Below are 6,261 nucleotides of genomic sequence, written 5' to 3' on the forward strand. Positions count from 1 at the left end.
ACTCATAACGACCACCTTCGAGAAACAGGCCTGCTCTCCGGCGAGGCGGAAGCGGATGCTCAGATTTTTCAGCAGATCGTCAAACTGGCGTCTTTTCGCGAACGTCCTAATAATGTTGATAACTATGCCGGCAACTTCTACCAACTCTCCTCGGGGACGAACTCCTCTTTCATCTCTGGCCACTCCATTACGGCATGGTCCGCCGCCGCGGTGATCGCCGCTGAATATCCGTCACCGTGGAAGCAAGTCGCGATCTATTCCGGAGCAACGGCCACCTCTCTCACACGTGTACTTGCCGAAAAACACTTCCCCACGGATGTACTCCTTGGCTCAATAGCCGGATGGATGATCGGCCACTATGTCGTACGTGCCCATCATCACTTCCCGATTTATCGACGTCATGGCAGCCAGCCGCCTCTTTAGCCAACGGCTAAGACACGGCGCGGTCACAGATCAGATAACAGTCACCTCGGCTGCGGGTCACCTTCCTGACGGGGCTGCTTGGCATTGCCGGGGCCGCCCACGGCCTGTAATGCGGGGATTCGTTCACTCATCTCAGGCAGCGTAGGAAAAGGCGCGTGAGGCTCAGCTTGATACCAATACGCAACGGAATAGAAGTTGTCGGAACGAGCATTGGCGTGGCCGTGTTCAATGCTCGCCTTCATCGACTTGGCAAAAGGGATTGGCGAATCAAGATGGAAACGATAGACGCTAGACCGTGATCCGGCGAGCTCTGGACCCACGACCGGTGAGCCGTGCAGCAGGAAGCTCTGAGGAGAACCAAAATCCCACGCTCCCAGGAAGTAGTCTTCTGATCCCGTTCCGACAATCGTAGGGCCATCGTCGACTTCAAACCGGTCGTTCCCTTCCCCCCACCAGCCATCCTGATTTTGCAGCACAGACATCGTTACGCCGATGAACTGCCCATGCCCCTTGGCTTCGAACCATACGTAGTTATCTTTGCCCTCGAGGTTGCGACGGTAGTTCACGCGTGGATCACCGTTGTCGTACCAGTCGGAGACCCAGCCATGATTCGGCTGTGCTTGCCGGTACTGCGCATGAAAATACAATGTACCGGCAGGTAGGGGTTTTAGCTCCTGCCGATAGTCAATATTCCAATACAGATTGCTGACCGACTGCTTGCCTTCATTGGTTACGGTGACGCGAGCATGTTTGGCATACGGCATTGGAAAGTAGCTATTGAGAGAGCGATCCGTTCCGACAGACAAAACCGGCGACGACCAGAAGTAGTATTGCCCATTACCCAAACCGAAAAAGTCTCCAATTGGCGTCTCTACACTCGGTGTGGTCTCTCCGTCCCAGTACATGCGCAAGACGCATTCGCTCCGGTAGCCTCACGGCTCGAGGAGCGATGCATAGTGTAGGTCTGCTGCACCGTGGGGTCGGGAAATCCCTCGAGACCTTGGCCGTGGACAAAACAGGACGACATAACCAGGGACAGTACAAACACGATTGTGGACTTCATGACTCAGCGACCCCTCCGACACATCCCATCTGCGATATTTCTTAGCGACGTGGAGGATATCACTTCCTCAATGTGCGGTTCAGGGTGCCGCTTCAAGGCAGCCTAAAGTGCCAGGAATGTCAGAAATTGCTGCAGTTTTGTCATGGCAACGCTCCAGCAAGGCTCCTAGACTCAATCTGGAAGGGATACACCGATGTCCAATCTATCCTCCGCCCTCGTGATTCCTGATTCCTCGTTGGCGAAAGAGGCCACTGATCTGCTACGCGAGCATTCCACCGATCTGCTGTTCAATCATTCCATTCGTGTTTACTTGTTCGCGGCTGAGCAAGGCCGTCAACGAAAGCTTCACTTTGATTCTGAACTCCTCTACATCGCGGCCGCATTTCACGATTTTGGTCTCATCAAGAGGTTCTCAAGCCCAGACGAACGCTTCGAAGTGGATGGCGCAAACGCGGCCCGACAATTCCTCACTGCACATAGTGTCCCTGAAGAACAGGTACAACTTGCCTGGGAAGCCATTGCTCTGCACACCACGCCGGGCATCACCCAGTACATGCGTCCTGAAGTAGCTCTACTCTATTCGGGAGTCGGCCTCGATGTGCTTGGGAAGGGCTTCGATCAGTTTCCGTCAGAGTTGCGCGAGAAGATCGTGGCCAGATACCCCCGCCGACACTTCAAGGAGCGCTTCATCCAGGAATACTTCGCCGGCTTTGAACACAAACCCGGCACGACTTATGGCACTGTAAATGCCAGCATCTGTGAGCGACTCTTACCTGGTTATAAAGCTCCTAATGCTTGCGACGTGATCGCAGCATCTCCCTTCCCTGATTCCGAATAGCACAGGGGAAACGCCGGGGCGACGATGTCGCTTTCGCTACCTGTCCGTTGATCTTCGCTGCCAGCGCAAGCTAGATCACATACATATCGACGTAGGCATGGACAGGCATGGCTTCCAGGAGCGACTGGTCCATCGACGCCGCCAGGATTCTGTCTTGCTGCTTTGGCGGGAAACGGCGTGCAAGGTTCGTACGAAACTTTGCTTCGAGCAGCGGAACTCCTTCTTCGCGGCGAAGACGATGTCCAATTGGGAACTCTACCGTCTCCTGGAGAATGGTTCCATCCGTTAGCTCGAGCGTTAAGGCATTCGCGATGGAGCGCTTGTCGGGGGCATGGTAGTCCGCGGTAAACCGCGGCTCTTCCACCATCTCGATCTTCTCTCGCAAGACATCGATGCGCGGATCGTTGGCTACCTCGTCTTCGTAGTCCGAAGCAAGAAGCCGTCCAAAGAGAAGTGGAACCGCCACCATATATTGAATACAGTGATCGCGATCCGCCGGATTCTTCAACGGCCCCTTCTTATCGATGATGCGAAGGCAGGCTTCGTGGGTGCGGATGGTAATCCTTCGAATCGCTGAGGCGTCTTTGCCGATCTCGCTCAGCTTTCTATGCAGCGTCATCGCTGCTTCTACGGCGGTCTGTGAATGGAACTCAGCCGGGAAGCTGATCTTGAAAAGGACGTTCTCCATTACATACGAGCCATACGGACGCTGGAAACGGAATGGTTGCCCTTTGAACGAGACATCGTAGAAACCCCAGGTCTTCGCCGTAAGTGCGCTTGGATATCCCATCTCGCCGGTAGATGCCATCAAGGCCAAACGTACAGCCCGGCTGGTTGCATCTCCCGCTGCCCAGCTCTTACGCGAGCCTGTATTGGGGAAGTGCCTGTATGTGCGAAGACTTTGCCCATCGACCCAGGCGAGCGAAACGGCGGCAAGAGCCTCTCCCCGTGACAGCCCCAACATGTAACTCACCACGGCGGTTGAGGCGACCTTCACCAGAATCACGTGATCGAGCCCAACTCGATTGAAGGAATTCTCGAGGGCAAGACACCCCTGAATCTCATGTGCCTTGATCATCGCCGTCAGGACATCTCTCATCGAGAGAGCAGGCTTACCTTGAGCGACTGCCGTACGGGAGATCCAATCCGCGACTGCCAGGATGGCGCCGAGGTTGTCCGATGGATGTCCCCATTCAGCAGCCAGCCACGTGTCATTGAAGTCCAACCATCGAATCATCGCTCCGATGTTGAAGGCGGCCTGTATGGGGTCTAATTGAAACTGTGTTCCTGGAACCTTTGCGCCGTGCGGAACAATCGTCCCTGGAATAATCGGCCCYAGAAGCTTAGTGCAGGCGGGATATTCGAGCGCTTCGAGGCCACAACCAAGCGTATCCATAAGACACCACCGGGCGGTCGCGTATGCGAGATCACTCTCGATCACGTAGTTGTACACGTAATCGACGATATCCACGATTACCTGGTCATACTCCTGTTGTGTGCTTAAGAATCCGGCGGACATGTCTCTCTCAATCTCCAACTAGGTTGCGTTGTCTCTATTTTCGATCCGCGAGAGGAATAAATGGGCGCGGTTCAGGACCGGTGTAATTGGCAGAGGGCCGGATAATCTTTCCGTCTATGCGTTGCTCGATCACATGTGCGCTCCAGCCCGAGGTGCGGGCAATCACAAACAGAGGTGTAAACAAAGAAGTCGGGATCTGCATCATGTGGTAACTTACCGCGCTGAACCAATCCAGATTCGGGAACATCTTCTTGGTCTCCCACATCACGCTCTCCAGACGCTCCGCGATCTCAAAGATCCTCATATCCTTGGCATCCTCAGAGAGTCGTCGCGCAACCTCTTTAATCACCTTGTTGCGCGGGTCGGACACGGTGTAAACGGGATGTCCAAATCCGATGATGACCTCTTTGGCCTCAAGTCGCCGCCGGATGTCTTCTTCAGCATGATCCGCGGAGGAGTATTGCTTCTGGATATCCAATGCGACCTCGTTCGCCCCCCCGTGTTTCGGGCCCCGGAGAGCACCGATCGCGCCAGTAATGCACGAAAAGAGATCGGAACCAGTTCCTGCGATCACACGCGCTGTAAACGTGGATGCATTGAACTCATGCTCGGCGTAAAGAATCAGGCTGGTATCCATTGCGCGAATCCACTCTGGAGACGCCGTCTTCCCGTTCATCAGATGAAGAAAATGGGCCGCGATCGACTCGTCGTCCGTCTCGACTTCGATCCTTCTGCCGTGGATTCGAAAGTGATACCAATAGAGGAGCATCGATCCGAGCGATGCCATCAAACGGTCGGCGATGTCTCGCGCTCCGGCGAGGTTATGATCGTCCTTTTCCGGCAACGCGCATCCCAGGGCTGATACGCCACTCCGGAGGACATCCATCGGGTGTGCTGCCGCCGGCAATAACTCCAGCGCTGCCTTGACCTCTGAAGGCAACCCGCGCAGTGCCTGAAGCTTTCGTTTGTAGGCGCTCAGTTCAGCAGCGTTTGGAAGAGTTCCATGCACCAGGAGATAAGCGATCTCTTCGAATTCAGCTGTATCTGCAAATTCGAGGATGTCGTAACCGCGGTAGTGCAGGTCGTTGCCGGAGCGGCCGACGGTGCATAGTTCAGTATTTCCGGCAGGAGTGCCGGAGAGCGCAACCGATTTCTTGGGCTTGAAGGCCGGATTTGAGCCAGGTACCGTTGCTTCGGACATACGTTGCTCCATGCATTTGAAATGCGGCTACCGTTTGGGAGCCGGATCTGTCTTCGATTTGGAAAACAGCTCATCCAACTTGTCTTCGTAGGCGTGATAACCGAGATATTGATAAAGGTCAGCGCGGCTCTGCATCAGCGGAACCACACTCTGTTGCGTGCCTTCCTGCCGGATGGTCTGGTACACCTTCAATGCCGCGGCGTTCATGGCACGGTAGGCAGCGCAACAATAGAGAACCATGTCGACTTTCGCGTTACCAAGTTCTTCCAGCGTGAAGAGCGGAGTCTGCCCGAACTCGGTGATGTTCGCCAGAATTGGAACGCCAAGCTCAGCAAACTTTGGATACGTCTCTAAATCGGTCACGGCCTCGGCAAAGATCATGTCCGCGCCAGCCGCGATATAGGCTGCACAGCGGTCAAGGGCTGCGGTGAGCCCCTCGCTCGCCAGCGCATCGGTTCTCGCCATCAATACGAAATTCTCGTCGGTGCGAGCATCGCACGCCGCTTTGATGCGATCGACCATCTCTTCCTGGCTGACCAGCTCTTTGCCCGGCCGGTGTCCGCATCGCTTCGCGCCTACCTGGTCTTCCATGTGAACCGCAGCGACTCCCGCCTTAATCATCGAGCGGATGGTACGCGCGATATTGAAGGCGCCACCCCAGCCGGTATCGATGTCAACCAGCAGTGGAAGTGTAGAAGCGTCCGTAATACGGCGAGCATCAATCAGAACATCTTCCATCGTGCTGATCCCTAGATCTGGAAGACCGAGCGAGTTCGCCGCGACTCCTCCACCCGAGAGATACAAGGCACGGAAGCCGGCAGATTCCGCCAGGCGTGCAGCATAGGCTGTAATCGCGCCAGCGATCTGCAGAGGTTTCTCTTCTCTTACGGCAGTCCTAAACTTCAGCCCCGGTGATTCCATCGTCCGATTCGCCTCACTTCTCTCCGTCTAAACGCTAAGTTGATCGCCGTGGAGCGTCAATGGATTTTCTTCAACATCTGGCGCATCCTAACTATTTGAGAAGTTGGGCGTTCGTTTTTCGACGAAGGCACTCATGCCTTCGACCTTGTCCTGAGTGGCAAAGGTGGAATGAAATGCGCGGCGCTCAAAACGTATCCCTTCAGCAAGACAGACCTCGAACGATCGGTTGACCGCTTCCTTCATCATCATGGTTGCGGGCATCGACATCGCGGCAATCGTGTCCGCAGTCTTTAAAG

The 6,261-nt window shown here is 55.1% G+C and carries 7 protein-coding genes; 2 read left to right on the forward strand and 5 right to left on the reverse strand.

Annotated elements, in window-relative coordinates:
• Nucleotides 1-423 (forward strand): phosphatase PAP2 family protein (locus AB4043_RS13955; RefSeq protein WP_442307312.1); only part of this gene is annotated, 423 nt, incomplete at its 5' end.
• Nucleotides 424-464: 41 nt separating this feature from the next.
• On the opposite strand, the gene AB4043_RS13960 is transcribed toward AB4043_RS13955, so the two are convergent.
• Nucleotides 465-1,334 carry a glycoside hydrolase family 172 protein gene (locus AB4043_RS13960; protein ID WP_442307313.1) on the reverse strand — a complete coding sequence of 290 codons (870 nt, stop codon included), beginning with the start codon at nucleotides 1,332-1,334 and terminating at the stop codon, nucleotides 465-467.
• Nucleotides 1,335-1,679: 345 nt separating this feature from the next.
• Between AB4043_RS13960 and AB4043_RS13965 the strand changes: the two genes are divergently transcribed.
• Nucleotides 1,680-2,324, forward strand: a complete 645-nt coding sequence (locus AB4043_RS13965; RefSeq protein WP_442300762.1) for an HD domain-containing protein — start codon at nucleotides 1,680-1,682, stop codon at nucleotides 2,322-2,324.
• 70 nt (nucleotides 2,325-2,394) lie between these two features.
• On the opposite strand, the gene AB4043_RS13970 is transcribed toward AB4043_RS13965, so the two are convergent.
• From AB4043_RS13970 to AB4043_RS13985, 4 genes are all read right to left on the reverse strand, one after another.
• On the reverse strand, nucleotides 2,395-3,843 hold the full coding sequence (locus tag AB4043_RS13970; RefSeq protein ID WP_442300761.1) for a bifunctional 2-methylcitrate dehydratase/aconitate hydratase: 1,449 nt from the start codon (nucleotides 3,841-3,843) through the stop codon (nucleotides 2,395-2,397).
• A 34-nt stretch (nucleotides 3,844-3,877) separates the two neighbouring features.
• Entirely contained in the window at nucleotides 3,878-5,044 is a 1,167-nt protein-coding gene (gene prpC, locus AB4043_RS13975; protein WP_442300760.1) for a bifunctional 2-methylcitrate synthase/citrate synthase, read from the reverse strand.
• 27 nt (nucleotides 5,045-5,071) lie between these two features.
• A complete protein-coding gene (gene prpB / locus AB4043_RS13980) occupies nucleotides 5,072-5,965 on the reverse strand; it encodes a methylisocitrate lyase (protein ID WP_442300759.1) in 894 nt (297 codons plus the stop codon).
• Nucleotides 5,966-6,052: 87 nt separating this feature from the next.
• On the reverse strand, nucleotides 6,053-6,261 hold a 209-nt coding region (locus AB4043_RS13985; protein WP_442307314.1), incomplete at its 5' end, for an enoyl-CoA hydratase-related protein.

It is taken from the genome of Terriglobus sp. YAF25, from assembly GCF_052113305.1.
GTDB lineage: Bacteria > Acidobacteriota > Terriglobia > Terriglobales > Acidobacteriaceae > Terriglobus.